We start from the raw sequence: 13,797 nt of genomic DNA, 5'->3' as shown, positions 1-13,797 counted from the left end.
ACACTTTTTAAAGGTGCAACCAGAAAAAATGTGAGAGAGTGCAACCTACAGAAAAATGCTATCTACTCTGGATCAAAATTGATGTAAATGGTGTGTTAAATCGATTGTGAATGGCCATGGCTTCCGGCAGGATACGGTCGCCCTGGTCAATACAGATATCTTTGCCACGTTCCGGCAGGGTAATAAAACGGTAAGCCACGGCATTGCCGATACATAATTTTGGAGAGTTTTGATGGCTATTAGCACACCGATGTTAGTCACATTCTGTGTCTATATTTTTGGCATGATATTGATAGGGTTTATTGCATGGCGTTCAACCAAAAACTTTGACGATTACATTCTGGGGGGACGCAGTCTGGGTCCGTTCGTAACGGCGTTATCTGCCGGGGCATCTGACATGAGCGGCTGGCTGCTGATGGGGCTGCCAGGCGCAATTTTCCTGTCGGGGATTTCAGAAAGCTGGATCGCCATCGGCCTTATTTTGGGCGCCTGGATCAACTGGAAGCTGGTGGCCGGACGTTTACGCGTACACACCGAATACAATAACAATGCGCTGACGTTACCGGATTACTTTACCGGTCGCTTTGAAGATAAAAGCCGTATCCTGCGGATTATCTCTGCACTGGTTATTCTGCTGTTTTTCACCATCTATTGTGCTTCAGGGATTGTGGCGGGGGCGCGTCTGTTTGAAAGCACCTTTGGTATGAGCTACGAAACCGCGCTGTGGGCGGGAGCGGCCGCGACGATCATTTATACCTTTATTGGTGGCTTCCTGGCTGTTAGCTGGACCGATACCGTCCAGGCCAGCCTGATGATCTTCGCCCTGATCCTGACACCGGTGATGGTGATTATTGGTGTCGGCGGATTTGAAGACTCGCTGGAAGTGATTAAGCAAAAGAGCATTGAAAACGTCGATATGTTCAAAGGGCTGAATTTTGTTGCCATCATTTCCCTGATGGGATGGGGACTGGGTTATTTCGGTCAGCCGCATATCCTGGCGCGCTTTATGGCTGCCGATTCCCACCATAGTATTGTCCACGCACGTCGCATCAGTATGACCTGGATGATTCTGTGTCTGGCTGGTGCTGTTGCCGTTGGTTTCTTCGGCATTGCTTACTTCAGTAACAACCCGTCGTTGGCGGGTGCCGTGAACCAGAACGCCGAGCGTGTGTTTATTGAACTGGCGCAGATCCTGTTCAATCCATGGATTGCCGGTATTCTGTTGTCTGCGATCCTTGCAGCGGTGATGTCGACGCTGAGCTGCCAATTGCTGGTATGTTCGAGTGCAATCACCGAAGATTTGTACAAAGCGTTCCTGCGTAAAAATGCCAGCCAGAAAGAGCTGGTATGGATTGGGCGTATCATGGTGCTGGTCGTGGCGCTGGTGTCTATCGCGCTGGCGGCAAACCCAGAGAACCGTGTGCTCGGCCTGGTGAGCTACGCCTGGGCTGGCTTTGGTGCTGCCTTTGGTCCGGTGGTTCTGCTCTCCGTAATGTGGTCGCGTATGACCCGTAACGGCGCGCTGGCAGGGATGGTCATTGGTGCAGTGACGGTTATCGTCTGGAAGCAGTTTGCCTGGCTGGGTCTGTATGAAATCATCCCGGGCTTCGTGTTCGGCAGTATCGGGATTGTGGTCTTCAGTCTGTGGGGTAAAGCGCCGTCAGCAGCAATGCAGAAACGTTTTGCCGAGGCTGACGCGCATTATCATTCAGCACCGCCGTCGCGTTTGCAGGCAGAATAATTTATCTCCTGTCCCTCAAGCCCGCCGTGCGCGGGCTTTTTTATTGCCCCGGTCGTAAACCTTTTTAACCGTTACCCTCCTAACCTTTTACATTCAGTCATCATTCTCAAAACATTCTGCTTGAGTTTTTCTTTGCTGTAATGATAATCACTATCACTGTAATTTACTTTTCTTTGCATCAGTTGACTGAGAATAACGTTAAAGGGTACTTCGCATGTTTGTTCCATTTCTAATTATGTTGCGCGAAGGGTTAGAGGCCGCGCTGATTGTCAGCCTGATTGCCAGCTACCTGAAACGGACTCAGCGTGGTCGATGGATTGGGGTGATGTGGATTGGTGTTCTGCTGGCAGCGACGTTGTGCCTGGCGTTAGGCATTTTCATCAACGAAACCACCGGTGAATTTCCGCAAAAAGAACAGGAACTGTTTGAAGGCATCGTGGCGCTCATTGCCGTGGTGATCCTCACTTGGATGGTCTTCTGGATGCGCAAAGTTTCCCGCAACGTCAAAGTCCAGCTTGAACAGGCTGTCGATAACGCGTTGCAACGCAGTAATCATCACGGCTGGGCGCTGGTGATGATGGTCTTTTTTGCCGTTGCCCGTGAAGGCCTGGAATCGGTGTTCTTCCTGCTGGCGGCATTTCAGCAGGATGTGGGTATCTGGCCACCGCTAGGCGCGACGCTGGGGCTGGCCACCGCGGTAGTACTGGGTTACCTGATTTACCTCGGCGGCATTCGCCTCAACCTCGGGGCATTCTTCAAATGGACCAGCCTGTTTATTTTGCTGGTGGCTGCCGGTCTTGCCGCCGGGGCCATCCGCGCGTTCCACGAAGCCGGGTTATGGAATCATTTTCAGGATGTGGCGTTCGACATGAGCAGCGTTCTGTCAACGCATTCGCTGTTTGGCACATTAATGGAAGGGATCTTCGGCTATCAGGAAGCGCCAAGCGTCAGTGAAGTTGCTGTCTGGTTTATCTATCTGATTCCGGCATTGATTATGTTTGCTCTGCCACCTCGTTCAGGCACTACGGCATCACGTACCGCACCCTGATAAAACGTGATGCAAGAATATCATTTAGTTACAACATACTTTTTATAGGGATGGGTCATGACGATTAATTTCCGCCGTAGTGCGCTGCAGTTGGGTATTGCCGCGCTGTTTACATCTGCTTTTACCGCTCACGCTGCTGATATCCCGCAGGTAAAAGTCACGGTTAATGACAAACAGTGTGAACCGATGACAATCACGGTGAATGCCGGGAAGACTCAGTTCATCATTCAGAACCACAGTCAAAAAGCGCTGGAGTGGGAGATCCTCAAAGGCGTGATGGTGGTCGAAGAGCGTGAAAACATTGCGCCCGGTTTTAGCCAGAAAATGACGGCTAACCTGCAGCCGGGTGAATATGATATGACCTGCGGTCTGCTGACCAACCCGAAAGGCAAGCTGATCGTGAAGGGGGCTGCAACGGCAGATGCCGCGCACAGCGACGCTCTGCTGAGCCTGAGTGGTGCAATTACTGAATACAAAGCTTATGTAACGGCAGAAACAGCGCAACTGGTGACTGGCACCAAAGCTTTTACGGATGCTATTAAAGCGGGCGATGTGGAAAAAGCCAAATCGCTGTATGCGCCAACCCGTCAGCATTATGAGCGTATTGAGCCAATTGCCGAATTGTTCTCCGATCTCGACGGCAGCATTGATGCGCGTGAAGATGATTATGAGCAAAAAGCCGCCGATCCGAAATTCACCGGCTTCCACCGCCTGGAGAAAGCGCTGTTTGGCGACAATACCACTAAAGGTATGGACAAGTACGCTGACCAGCTAAACAGCGATGTTCTTGACCTGCAAACGCGTATTAGCGAGCTGGCTTTCCCACCGTCTAAAGTGGTTGGCGGGGCAGCAGGGCTGATTGAAGAAGTTGCTGCCAGCAAAATCAGTGGGGAAGAAGATCGCTACAGCCATACCGATCTGTGGGATTTCCAGGCCAACGTCGATGGCGCGCAGAAAATTGTCGATCTCCTGCGCCCTCAGTTACAAAAATCCAATGCTGATCTGTTGGCGAAGGTGGATGCGAACTTCAAAAAAGTCGATACCATTCTGAGCAAGTACCGTACCAAAGACGGCTTTGAAACCTATGACAAACTGACCGATGCCGATCGTAATGCGCTGAAAGGGCCAATCACGACGCTGGCGGAAGACTTGTCGCAATTACGCGGTGTTCTGGGTCTGGATTAAGCACTATGCAGCACGATAATGAAAACGGCGTGAGCGAACCGTCACGCCGACGTTTACTGAAAGGGATGGGGGCGCTGGGTGGGGCACTGGCGCTGGCGGGCGCATGCCCGGTCGCTCACGCGCAAAAAACGCAAAGTGCGCCGGGAACCCTGTCTCCGGATGCGCGTAGCGAGCAACAACCGTTTTATGGCCAGCACCAGGCCGGGATCCTGACGCCGCAGCAAGCCTCAATGATGCTGGTGGCGTTTGATGTGCTCGCCAGCGATAAAGCTGATCTTGAGCGTCTGTTTCGTTTACTGACCAGCCGGTTTGCATTTCTAACCACCGGTGGGCCGGCGCCAGAAACGCCGAATCCACGTTTACCGCCTATGGATTCCGGTATTCTTGGGGCATACATAGCCCCGGATAATCTGACGATGACGCTGTCGGTTGGATCTTCACTGTTTGATGATCGCTATGGTCTGAAAGCACAGATGCCGAAAAAACTGCAAAAAATGACGCGTTTTCCGAATGACTCACTGGATGCGGCATTATGTCATGGCGATCTGCTGTTGCAGATTTGCGCCAATACGCAGGACACCGTTATCCATGCGCTACGCGATATCATTAAGCACACGCCTGATCTGCTCAGCGTGCGCTGGAAACGTGAAGGGTTTATTTCTGATCATGCCGCACGCAGCAAGGGTAAAGAGACCCCGGTCAACTTGCTTGGCTTTAAGGACGGCACCGCGAATCCGGATGCTACCGATGCGAAGTTGATGCAAGACGTCGTGTGGGTGACGGATGGGCAAGGAGAACCTGCGTGGGCTCAAGATGGTAGCTATCAGGCCGTCAGGCTCATCCAGTTCCGCGTGGAATTTTGGGACCGTACGCCGCTTAAAGAGCAGCAAACGATTTTCGGCCGCGATAAACATACCGGCGCGCCGCTGGGTATGCAGCATGAGCATGATGTGCCGGATTACGCCAACGATCCCGAAGGCGAGGTGATTGCACTCGACAGCCATATTCGTCTGGCGAACCCGCGCACGAAAGAAACAGAGACCAGCCTGATGATGCGTCGTGGCTACAGTTATTCGCTTGGCGTGACCAATTCTGGTCAACTGGATATGGGACTGTTGTTCGTTTGCTATCAGCACGACCTGGAAAAAGGGTTTTTGACGGTTCAGAAACGCCTGAACGGTGAAGCGCTTGAGGAGTATGTCAAACCGATTGGTGGGGGCTATTTCTTTGCATTACCGGGTGTCAAAACCGCTGGCCACTATCTGGGGCAAGCCCTGCTCGAAGCGTGATGATTGTGCCCCGCAGCGCTGCGGGGCATTTCCTGACACTCTGATGAATGAAAAAATTATTTTTCATGATCGGCGGCGACTGAAATAATTCTGTCATCTCTCTGCAAGAGACTGTTGCTGGTGATAAGATGAAATTAAGTTAACAATAAGTAAAAATATTGTTGCATTAACGAAAGGTTATGATGTAATTATACGTAATAGCGGTAGTTCCCGGCGGTGATAGTCATTCACTATGGAGATCGCGAATGGAAAAGTCCTGTACTGGACACATTTTTCAAAGTTATTGCAGTCCCTTATGCGGACGTTTCTCTTTCGGTAGCCATCTCGTCACCGTTAAATCTTTCTCCCTTTCACTTCTTATCCTTGTAACTGACACCCTGTACGGTGCGCGTAGCCGTGTATGGCGTCTTATCCAAAGGCAGGCAATGGCTTACAAGGAAGCCAACCCTCAGATGTTCGTGCGCATAATCGTGCCGCCAACGGCGCGTGTGATGTATACCTACAACTCAAGGTGCTATCCATGGGAAGACAAAAAGCAGTGATCAAAGCTCGTCGCGAAGCAAAACGTGTGCTGAGGCGGGATTCGCGTAGCCATAAACAACGCGAAGATGAATCGGTCACCTCGCTTGTGCAGATGGGCGGCGTAGAAGCGATTGGTATGGCGCGTGATAGCCGCGACGCCACACCGATCACGGCGCGAAATGAAGCTCAGGCGCACTACCTGAATGCTATCGAGAGTAAACAGCTGATCTTCGCCACAGGCGAAGCCGGGTGTGGTAAAACCTGGATCAGCGCAGCGAAAGCAGCAGAAGCCCTGATCCACAAAGATGTGGACAGGATCATAGTAACCCGTCCAGTTCTGCAAGCTGATGAAGACCTCGGCTTCTTACCTGGGGATGTCTCCGAGAAGTTCGCTCCCTATTTTCGTCCGGTTTATGACGTGCTGGTAAAACGTCTGGGAGCCTCCTTTATGCAATATTGCCTGCGACCTGAGATTGGTAAGGTAGAAATCGCGCCGTTCGCGTATATGCGGGGACGTACATTTGAAAATGCCGTTGTCATTCTGGATGAGGCTCAGAATGTGACTGCTGCGCAAATGAAGATGTTTTTGACTCGCCTCGGAGAGAATGTGACGGTGATTGTGAATGGGGATATTACCCAGTGCGATCTCCCCGCTCATGTTCGTTCAGGGCTAAGCGATGCGCTGGCCCGTTTCGAAGAAGATGACATGATTGGGATCGTTCGATTCAACAAAGATGATTGCGTTCGCTCGGCACTGTGTCAGCGGACGCTCAACGCTTACAACTGATAAGTACTCCGTCTTCAAGGCCCGGGAAACCGGGCTTTGTTTTTTGTACCCCTATGAGCACAACGGACTGATGGCGTGGCCAGCATTGTTGATGAGGTCAGGTGTTCACGTTGTATCCCGCATGGGAAAATAGCAGTAAAAAAGCCGCTGGTCGCGGCTTTTTTAACAAGACTGAGGTTACTGTGGAAACCACTGGTCACTGATTTTTTGGTACGTGCCGTCAGCTTTGATGGCGGCCAGCGCACTGTTCAGTTTTTCCAGCAGTGCTTTATTATCCGGGCGAACAGCTATACCAAGACCCGTACCAAAGTACTGCGGATCGGTGACTTTTGCCGTTGCAGAACCTAACTGTGGATTGGTTTTTAGCCACTCATTGACGACGGCAGTGTCGCCAAATACCCCATCAATACGGCCATTTTTCAGGTCGATGATTGCATTCTGATAGCTGTCGTAGGCCACCGTTTTTACTTCAGGATGTTTGTCCTGCAGGTATTTCTGGTGCGTGGTGCCGTTTTCCATCCCAATACGTTTGCCTTTCAGGTCATCAAAGCTTTTATAGGTGTCTTTCTTCGCAATCACCAGCGCGGAGTTGGCATAGTACGGCTGAGTGAAGGAAACCTGCTTGCTACGTTCAGGCGTGATGTCCATACCGGAAATCACCGCATCGTATTTTTTGAATTTCAGCGCGGGGATCAGGCTGTCGAAAGCATGATTAGTAAAAGTACATTCAGCCTGCATTTGTTTACACAATGCTGTTGCCAGATCGATATCAAAACCGACAATTTTATTGCTGGCGTCCAGTGACTCAAATGGCGGGTAAGTAGCTGATACACCGAAACTAATTTTATCAGCAGCTGCGGCGCCAGCGGCGAAAGTAGCAAGTAATGCGGCCAGTACTAACTTTTTCATGGTGGAACTCCCGTCTGTCAATCTTATGATTATTTACCGTGTCTGCGGCGTGGATTAACAATGCCACTTAATGAATTTATATGCAATAAAAATGATTAATTATTTTTTTTGATATAAAAAAAGACGGACAATTTAGGTTGTTGTCCGTCTTTATTATTTTGTTTTATGCATATTTGCCGGATGGCGGTGCTAGCACATTATCCGGCCTACAAAAGGTGCATGAACCGTAGGCCTGATAAGCATAGCGTCATCCGGCATATGCTTAATTCCGGTGTTCAAACGCCAGCGCTTTACGTTCGATCAAGCGCATCATCAACGTCAGCAAACCGTTGACGATCAGGTAAATCACGCCAGCCGCGCCGAAAACCATCACGTCATAAGTGCGACCGTACAGCAACTGGCTATAGCCCATGACTTCCATCAGCGTGATGGTGTATGCCAGTGAGGTACTTTTAAACACCAGTACCACTTCGTTGGAATACGAGGAGAGGGCGCGTTTAAAGGCGTACGGCAGCAGAATGGCCAGCGTATCCTTCTTGCTCATCCCCAGCGCACCACAGGACTGCCACTGGCCTTCCGGGATTGCTCGAATCGCACCGTAAAACAGTTGCGTGGTATAGGCCGCACTGTTTAACGACAGGGCGATTAACGCGCACAGCCACGGTTCGGACAGCAGATGCCAGAGCACTGGATATTCCTGCAGCGTCGGAAACTGCCCTGGCCCGTAGTAGATCAGAAAGATCTGCACCAGCAGTGGTGTGCCGGTAAACAACGTGATATAGGCGCGAACCAGCCAGACCACAATCGGCGTCTTTAGCGTCAGGATGACGGTGAAAATCAGCGCCAGCACCAGAGCAACTACGATGGAGGCGACCGTCAACGTCAGGCTGGTATGCAGCCCTTTCAGTAGTTCAGGTAAATACTCAAGCATCAGCCCGGTCTCCGCTCAAAACGTGTCGCGCGCAGGTCAATGCGTTTGAGAATGTACTGACTCACCAGCGTAATCACCAGGTAAATAGCCGCCGCGACGATGTACCAGGTAAAGGGTTCCTGGGTACGGGTGGCGATGCTCTTGGTTTGCAGCATCAGATCGTTCACGCTGATCAGGCTGACCAGCGCGGTATCTTTCAGTAATACCAGCCACTGGTTACCCAGCCCCGGCAGCGCGTGACGCCACATCTGCGGCATCACCAGGCGAAAGAAAATCGCGGTTTTAGATAAACCCAGCGCCTGGCCTGATTCCCATTGCCCGAGTGGCACGGCCTTCAGCGCGCCACGCAGTGTTTGTGAGGCATAGGCTGCGTAAAGCAATGACAGTGCAATCACACCGCACAGGAACGGGCTGACGTCGAAGTTTTCGATCTGCATCTGCACCGGGATTTGCACGAACCCGAGATTGATCGTAAAGCCATCGGCCAGCGTCAACAGCAGTTGTGAGGAGCCAAAATAGATAAACAGAACCACCAGAATTTCCGGCAGACCGCGCAGGATGGTGACCAGGGCCGAGCCCGCCCATGCTACCGGGCGCCATTTTACTGACTCCCAGACGGCAAAAAACATGGCGAGCGCGAGGCCGATGATCAGCGCACAAACGGCAAGGCCGACGGTCATCCCGGCGGCGCTTGCTAAAGGAAAAAATTCATTCATCAAATATTACTTCTGGAACCATTTGTTGTAGATGGTCTCGTAAGTCCCATCTTTCTTCACTTTTTCCAGCGCAGCGTTAAATTTCTGCTGCAGCTCGGTATTGCCCTGGCGCACAGCGATGCCCAGACCGGTACCGAAGTAATCTTTATCCGTGACTTTGTCGCCAACTGCGGCCAGTTTTGGATTGTCTTTCAGCCACTCTGTCACTACTGCGGTATCACCAAAGACGCCGTCAATACGGCCGTTTTGCAGATCGAGTTTGGCATTCTGGTAGCTGTCATACGGCACGGTAGTCACTTCCGGATGTTTATCCATGATGAATTTCTGGTGCGTAGTACCGTTCTGGACACCGACTTTTTTACCTTTCAGCTGATCAATGCCGGTGTATTTACCCTGTTGGCTAACAAACAGCGCAGAGTTGTCGTAATAAGGAGTGGTGAACAGAACCTGTTTTTCACGCTCAGGCGTGATGTCCATACCGGCCATTACCGCGTCAAAACGACGGAATTTCAGGCTCGGGATCAGGCTGTCGAAGGCCTGATTGGTGAAGGTACAGGTAGCGTCAATCTCTTTACACAGCGCATTCGCCAGATCAACGTCAAACCCTACGATCTTGTTGTTAGCATCGATCGATTCAAACGGAGGATAAGACGCTTCGGTGGCGAAACGAATGGTTTGGGCTGCGGTAGCGGAAAGGCTAAAACCTGCGATTAGCGCGGCAATCAGAACTTTTTTCATTGTATTGTCCCGAATCTTAGTGAGAAAGATAGTTTTTAAACGCTTCGGTTTGCGGGTTGGCAAAGCAGCTCGCATCCCCAAACTCGACGATATGACCGTTTTCCATGTACACCACACGACTGGCTGTTTTACGTGCAACTTCCACTTCGTGGGTGACGATCACCTGAGTAATATTGGTTTCCGCCAGCTCACGAATGATGCTGACGATTTGGGCGGTGATTTCCGGGTCAAGCGCTGCGGTAGGCTCGTCAAACAGCAGCACCTGCGGTTCCATCATCAACGCGCGGGCAATGGCCACACGCTGCTGCTGGCCGCCGGAGAGATGCAGCGGATAGCGATCGCTGTATGGCTTCAGGCGCAGACGTTCCAGCAGTTTCTCGGCACGCGCCATCGCTTGCTCTTTTGTCAGACCCAGTACGCGGCAGGGCGCTTCAATCAGGTTCTGCACCACCGTGAGATGCGGCCAAAGATTATATTGCTGAAAGACCATGCCCACGTTTTGACGCAGATCCCGAATGGCTTTATCTGACGGGGTTTTCGTGAAGTCGAAACGGTTACCCGCAATAGAGAGCGTGCCCGAGCGCGGCATCTCAAGCAGGTTGAGTACGCGCAGTAGCGAGCTTTTCCCGGCTCCACTTGGGCCAAGTAACACCAGTGTTTCACCCTGAGGGCAATCCAGCGTGATATCGAACAGCGCCTGATGTGCGCCGTAGAAGCAGTTAATGCCGTTTAATTGAATACTCATTGACACTCGATACTGGCAGTCTGATAGCTATTGAAGCCGCAGATACTACCTTTGACAGAATAGTTATGCAATATTTATGCGTTAAAAGTTAAATGCAAACCGCATTCTTATCTAAACATAGCACAAAATAGCGGAGCTACCAGCGGGTAAGAATAATTGTCGGCATTCTATGCAGAATGCCAGACAATTTATGGGGGTTATGATTTAGACGGGTGAATGGCGCGATTAGCGGTTTTCGACAGACTGGCGCAACGTCCCGGCTGGCGCGTGTACGCTGCCGCCCAGATAGCGGACATCATCAATGACCCAGCACTGGCCCTCACGGATCATCAGCACTTCATCACGCCAGCTTTGATCGCCTTGTTTAAGCTCTACGCGCAGCGGGATGTTGCGTGCATCACTATTCGGAATCGTTGATGCGCTGGCTACGCTGGCGCTATCCGGTAATGTGGCACGGCTGGAGAACGGATCGCTGTTCAGCAGTTCGCGATGCGCGTTATCACGGCTGGCATCGTTCAGCAGTTTCGCCAGATTGTCGCTAAGGTATGGACGAAGGGGGGTAAGATCGTTGTTTCGATGCTGAATACGGTAATCATAGAATTGTTGAGCCACGCTGTCTGGCTCGCCTTCTACGCATGAACCGCTACGCGCGCCGTTATCTTTATAAACCGGCGTCACGGTAGTACAGGCGCTGAGAAGGAGTGCACAGGGAACCAGCAGAGAGAGTTTCGAGTAGCGCATAATGATTTCCTTATTAGCTTTCTACTATTAGTGTTCTACGTTGATAGAATATATCCTTTCAATGATAGTGGATCGGTTCGATAATGCTTTTGAGATCGTGCTCTTAGCGCAAAAAGGAGATTAACCATGCAGTTTTCGACTACCCCTACGCTGGAAGGGCAGAGCATCGTGGAATACTGCGGTGTTGTTACCGGTGAAGCTATTTTAGGCGCGAACATCTTCCGCGATTTCTTTGCTGGCATCCGCGATATTGTCGGCGGTCGCTCCGGCGCGTATGAAAAAGAGCTGCGAAAAGCGCGCGAAATTGCTTTTCAGGAGCTCGGTGAACAGGCCAAAGCGCTGGGTGCTGATGCGGTTGTCGGTATCGATATCGATTACGAAACCGTGGGCAAAGACGGCAGTATGCTGATGGTGAGCGTCAGCGGTACCGCGGTGAAAACTCGCCGATGAAGCGTCTGTTGTGTCTGCTGGCATTTACGCTGTTGCTGGTGGGATGTGCTGGCGAAAAAGGGATTGTCGACAAAGACGGGTATCAGTTAGATACCCGCCGTCAGGCGCAGGCTGCTTACCCGCGCATTAAAGTGCTGGTTATCCATTATACGGCGGATGACTTTGATTCTTCTCTGGCAACGCTGACGGATAAAAACGTCAGTTCGCATTATTTGATCCCGGCGGTGCCGCCGTTGTATCACGGTAAGCCGCGTATCTGGCAACTGGTTCCGGAAAAAGATCTGGCCTGGCATGCGGGGATTAGCTTCTGGCGCGGTGCCACCCGTATCAACGATACCTCGATTGGCATTGAGCTGGAAAACCGCGGCTGGCAAAAATCGGCGGGGACAAAATATTTTGCGCCGTTTGAGCCCGCGCAGATTCAGGCGCTGATCCCATTGGCGAAAGATATTATCGCCCGCTACGACATAAAACCGCAGAACGTGGTAGCCCATGCGGACGTCGCCCCGCAACGAAAGGACGACCCCGGACCGCTTTTCCCATGGAAAGTGCTGGCCGAACAGGGAATTGGCGCCTGGCCGGATGCTCAGCGTGTGGCGTTTTATCTTGCCGGGCGAGCGCCTCATTCGCCGGTAGAAACCGCATCTTTACTCGATCTGCTGTCGCGCTACGGCTATGAGATAAAATCTGATATGACGCCGCGCGAACAGCAGCGGGTGATTATGGCGTTCCAGATGCACTTCCGCCCGACGTTGTGGAACGGCGTGGCGGATGCAGAAACTCAGGCGATTGCCGAAGCGTTACTGGAAAAATACGGGCAGGGTTAACGCAGAACACCAATGCCTGATGGCGCTTCGCTTATCAGACCTACGGCTAATTTGGGCTGTTTTTTTGTAGGCCGGATAAGGCGCTTGCGCCGCCATCCGGCAATGGTTAACGCGGCAGCTTACCGTGGTCGCGCAGCCAGGCCGCGGTACGTTCAATCCCTGCATCCAGCGTCACAACGGGCTGATAACCTAATTCTTCCTGAGCGCGGGTGGTATCCAGCGTAAAATCAAAATTCAGCTTCGAAACGCCGTAGTGCGTAAGTTTTGGCTCTTTCGCCGATTTATTGCCCAAACGCTCCATGCTGCGGGCAATCATGTCCAGCATCGGGTAGGGAACGGAGCGGATCCGACAATCAATATTCAACTCGTCGATGAGCTTCTGCACAATGCTGCGCAGGGTGCGATGCTCGCCGTTGGTGATGTTGTACGCGCGACCTGACGGCAGCTTATCGCAGGCGTGCTGGCTTGCCAGCCACATCGCATGCACTGCGTTCTCGTAATAGGTCATATCTACCAGCGCACTTCCGCCGTGCGGCAACAGGATGCTGCCATAGTGGTACATCATATGGGCCAGGCGCGGGATAAAGACCTTATCGTGTGGTCCGAACAGGCTTTGCGGACGCAATACCGTAAAACGGGTCTGCGGGTTGGCCTGTGCCAGCAACGCGATCACGTCTTCGCCAGCCGCTTTGCTGCGGGCAAATTCATTGGCGAAGCGGTGTGGGCGGAAGTCCTCTTTGATATCACGATGGTGGTGATAGTCAAAATACAGTGATGGAGAGGATATATGAATGAAGTTACGCACGCCCCAGGCCACGGCCCACTCGCCCAGACGGCGAGTTGCGCGAACGTTGGCCAGATCGAAGGCTTCCTGAGTTCCCCACGGTGAGGTAAAACTGGAGCAGTGCCACAGCGTGTCGATGCCGGCAAGCATCACTTTTGCCTGCGAAGAAACCAGCTCGGTCAGATCGGCATGCACAAATTCTGCGCCCATTTTTTCCAGCAGCTTGCCCATCGCTTCGTTGCGACCGGTCGCTCTGACGCTGACGCCTCTGCTGCATAAAAACTCAACCGCGTTTCGGCCTAAGCCGCTGGTGGCTCCGGTAACCAGTACCTTCATATCAATCCACTGTGTTTAAAAAACGTCGTGCGCATTCTTCCGTGAATT

The 13,797-nt window shown here is 51.9% G+C and carries 14 protein-coding genes; 7 read left to right on the top strand and 7 right to left on the bottom strand.

The genetic code is table 11. From position 1 onward, the window contains the following. Positions 1 to 232 precede the first annotated feature (232 nt). The 5 genes from putP to phoH all read left to right on the top strand — a co-directional run bounded on the left by putP (position 233) and on the right by phoH (position 6,572). A complete protein-coding gene (putP, locus tag IB196_RS14210) occupies positions 233 to 1,741 on the top strand; it encodes a sodium/proline symporter PutP (protein ID WP_040231851.1) in 1,509 nt (502 codons plus the stop codon). Positions 1,742 to 1,955: 214 nt separating this feature from the next. After that, positions 1,956 to 2,789, top strand: a complete 834-nt coding sequence (gene efeU / locus IB196_RS14205; protein WP_188232519.1) for an iron uptake transporter permease EfeU — start codon at positions 1,956 to 1,958, stop codon at positions 2,787 to 2,789. 57 nt (positions 2,790 to 2,846) lie between these two features. Then, positions 2,847 to 3,974: an iron uptake system protein EfeO gene (gene efeO / locus IB196_RS14200; protein WP_005122112.1), complete on the top strand. Its 1,128-nt coding sequence runs from the start codon at positions 2,847 to 2,849 to the stop codon at positions 3,972 to 3,974. Positions 3,975 to 3,979: 5 nt separating this feature from the next. After that, a complete protein-coding gene (gene efeB / locus IB196_RS14195; protein ID WP_040231852.1) occupies positions 3,980 to 5,263 on the top strand; it encodes an iron uptake transporter deferrochelatase/peroxidase subunit in 1,284 nt (427 codons plus the stop codon). A 520-nt stretch (positions 5,264 to 5,783) separates the two neighbouring features. Further along, the gene (phoH, locus tag IB196_RS14190) at positions 5,784 to 6,572 is read left to right on the top strand and encodes a phosphate starvation-inducible protein PhoH (protein ID WP_005122110.1); all 789 of its coding nucleotides are present in this window, start codon (positions 5,784 to 5,786) and stop codon (positions 6,570 to 6,572) included. A 177-nt stretch (positions 6,573 to 6,749) separates the two neighbouring features. Here the strand turns inward: phoH and artJ are convergent, their stop codons facing one another. The 6 genes from artJ to IB196_RS14160 all read right to left on the bottom strand — a co-directional run bounded on the left by artJ (position 6,750) and on the right by IB196_RS14160 (position 11,352). Beyond that, a complete protein-coding gene (gene artJ, locus IB196_RS14185) occupies positions 6,750 to 7,481 on the bottom strand; it encodes an arginine ABC transporter substrate-binding protein ArtJ (RefSeq protein ID WP_005122109.1) in 732 nt (243 codons plus the stop codon). A 262-nt stretch (positions 7,482 to 7,743) separates the two neighbouring features. Beyond that, positions 7,744 to 8,412, bottom strand: a complete 669-nt coding sequence (artM, locus tag IB196_RS14180) for an arginine ABC transporter permease ArtM (RefSeq protein WP_005122106.1) — start codon at positions 8,410 to 8,412, stop codon at positions 7,744 to 7,746. Further along, positions 8,412 to 9,128 carry an arginine ABC transporter permease ArtQ gene (gene artQ / locus IB196_RS14175; RefSeq protein ID WP_040231854.1) on the bottom strand — a complete coding sequence of 239 codons (717 nt, stop codon included), beginning with the start codon at positions 9,126 to 9,128 and terminating at the stop codon, positions 8,412 to 8,414. The genes artM and artQ overlap by 1 nt, the downstream gene beginning before the upstream one ends. Positions 9,129 to 9,134: 6 nt before the next feature. After that, on the bottom strand, positions 9,135 to 9,866 hold the full coding sequence (gene artI / locus IB196_RS14170) for an arginine ABC transporter substrate-binding protein ArtI (protein WP_005122104.1): 732 nt from the start codon (positions 9,864 to 9,866) through the stop codon (positions 9,135 to 9,137). 16 nt (positions 9,867 to 9,882) lie between these two features. Beyond that, positions 9,883 to 10,611, bottom strand: a complete 729-nt coding sequence (artP, locus tag IB196_RS14165) for an arginine ABC transporter ATP-binding protein ArtP (RefSeq protein ID WP_003027295.1) — start codon at positions 10,609 to 10,611, stop codon at positions 9,883 to 9,885. 225 nt (positions 10,612 to 10,836) lie between these two features. After that, the gene (locus IB196_RS14160) at positions 10,837 to 11,352 is read right to left on the bottom strand and encodes a lipoprotein (RefSeq protein ID WP_188232518.1); all 516 of its coding nucleotides are present in this window, start codon (positions 11,350 to 11,352) and stop codon (positions 10,837 to 10,839) included. Between the two features lie 126 nt (positions 11,353 to 11,478). On the opposite strand from IB196_RS14160, the gene IB196_RS14155 reads away from it, so the two are divergent. Together IB196_RS14155 and IB196_RS14150 are read left to right on the top strand one after the other, a co-directional pair. Further along, on the top strand, positions 11,479 to 11,802 hold the full coding sequence (locus tag IB196_RS14155; protein ID WP_001160725.1) for a heavy metal-binding domain-containing protein: 324 nt from the start codon (positions 11,479 to 11,481) through the stop codon (positions 11,800 to 11,802). Continuing rightward, positions 11,799 to 12,629: an N-acetylmuramoyl-L-alanine amidase gene (locus IB196_RS14150; RefSeq protein WP_188232517.1), complete on the top strand. Its 831-nt coding sequence runs from the start codon at positions 11,799 to 11,801 to the stop codon at positions 12,627 to 12,629. Before IB196_RS14155 ends, IB196_RS14150 begins: the two co-directional genes overlap by 4 nt. A 106-nt stretch (positions 12,630 to 12,735) precedes the next feature. Here IB196_RS14150 and IB196_RS14145 read toward each other — a convergent pair whose 3' ends face one another. Then, positions 12,736 to 13,749 carry an NAD(P)-dependent oxidoreductase gene (locus IB196_RS14145; RefSeq protein WP_188232516.1) on the bottom strand — a complete coding sequence of 338 codons (1,014 nt, stop codon included), beginning with the start codon at positions 13,747 to 13,749 and terminating at the stop codon, positions 12,736 to 12,738. Between the last annotated feature and the right edge of the window lie 48 nt (positions 13,750 to 13,797).

This window comes from Citrobacter sp. C6_1 (assembly GCF_014596835.2).
In the GTDB taxonomy this organism is placed as follows: domain Bacteria; phylum Pseudomonadota; class Gammaproteobacteria; order Enterobacterales; family Enterobacteriaceae; genus Citrobacter; species Citrobacter pasteurii.
This window is presented reverse-complemented; position numbering and strand designations above follow the sequence as displayed.

Bases quoted from the DNA above. Each gene is read 5' to 3' on its own strand.
- putP (WP_040231851.1), top strand. From the start codon at position 233: ATGGCTATTAGCACACCGATGTTAGTCACATTCTGTGTCTATATTTTT.
- IB196_RS14150 (WP_188232517.1), top strand. From the start codon at position 11,799: ATGAAGCGTCTGTTGTGTCTGCTGGCATTTACGCTGTTGCTGGTGGGA.
- artI (WP_005122104.1), bottom strand. From the start codon at position 9,866: ATGAAAAAAGTTCTGATTGCCGCGCTAATCGCAGGTTTTAGCCTTTCC.
- efeU (WP_188232519.1), top strand. From the start codon at position 1,956: ATGTTTGTTCCATTTCTAATTATGTTGCGCGAAGGGTTAGAGGCCGCG.
- artJ (WP_005122109.1), bottom strand. From the start codon at position 7,481: ATGAAAAAGTTAGTACTGGCCGCATTACTTGCTACTTTCGCCGCTGGC.
- efeO (WP_005122112.1), top strand. From the start codon at position 2,847: ATGACGATTAATTTCCGCCGTAGTGCGCTGCAGTTGGGTATTGCCGCG.
- phoH (WP_005122110.1), top strand. From the start codon at position 5,784: ATGGGAAGACAAAAAGCAGTGATCAAAGCTCGTCGCGAAGCAAAACGT.
- efeB (WP_040231852.1), top strand. From the start codon at position 3,980: ATGCAGCACGATAATGAAAACGGCGTGAGCGAACCGTCACGCCGACGT.
- IB196_RS14145 (WP_188232516.1), bottom strand. From the start codon at position 13,749: ATGAAGGTACTGGTTACCGGAGCCACCAGCGGCTTAGGCCGAAACGCG.
- IB196_RS14155 (WP_001160725.1), top strand. From the start codon at position 11,479: ATGCAGTTTTCGACTACCCCTACGCTGGAAGGGCAGAGCATCGTGGAA.
- artP (WP_003027295.1), bottom strand. From the start codon at position 10,611: ATGAGTATTCAATTAAACGGCATTAACTGCTTCTACGGCGCACATCAG.
- artQ (WP_040231854.1), bottom strand. From the start codon at position 9,128: ATGAATGAATTTTTTCCTTTAGCAAGCGCCGCCGGGATGACCGTCGGC.
- IB196_RS14160 (WP_188232518.1), bottom strand. From the start codon at position 11,352: ATGCGCTACTCGAAACTCTCTCTGCTGGTTCCCTGTGCACTCCTTCTC.
- artM (WP_005122106.1), bottom strand. From the start codon at position 8,412: ATGCTTGAGTATTTACCTGAACTACTGAAAGGGCTGCATACCAGCCTG.